Origin of the sequence: Pseudomonas sp. HY2-MNA-CIBAN-0224, from assembly GCF_040310285.1 — a bacterium.
Classification (GTDB): Bacteria; Pseudomonadota; Gammaproteobacteria; order Pseudomonadales; family Pseudomonadaceae; genus Aquipseudomonas; species Aquipseudomonas helleri.
The window spans coordinates 1-257 of sequence record NZ_JBEOPQ010000684.1 but is presented as its reverse complement, the minus strand read 5'-3'; the positions used below and the strand labels follow the sequence as shown (position 1 = coordinate 257).

Genomic DNA, 257 nt, shown 5'->3' with positions numbered 1-257 from the left:
AGCAGGGTCACTGGCAGGCGAAAAAGCTGACCACCGATGCTTCCGAATGGGAAGTTTTGCTGGATGGCGAAAAAGTGGGCGAAGTGAAATGGTCGCTGGTAGGCGAACATAATATGCACAATGGCCTGATGGCGATTGCAGCGGCTCGCCATGTTGGTGTAGCGCCGGCAGATGCCGCTAACACGCTGGGTTCGTTTATTAATGCTCGTCGCCGTCTGGAGTTGCGTGGTGAAGCGAATGGCGTCACGGTATATGAC

The 257-nt window shown here is 54.9% G+C and carries 1 pseudogene; it reads left to right on the top strand.

Features of this window, described 5'->3' with window-relative positions:
- A pseudogene (locus AAEZ03_RS28060) lies at positions 1-257 on the top strand (UDP-N-acetylmuramate:L-alanyl-gamma-D-glutamyl-meso-diaminopimelate ligase); the annotation flags it as partial.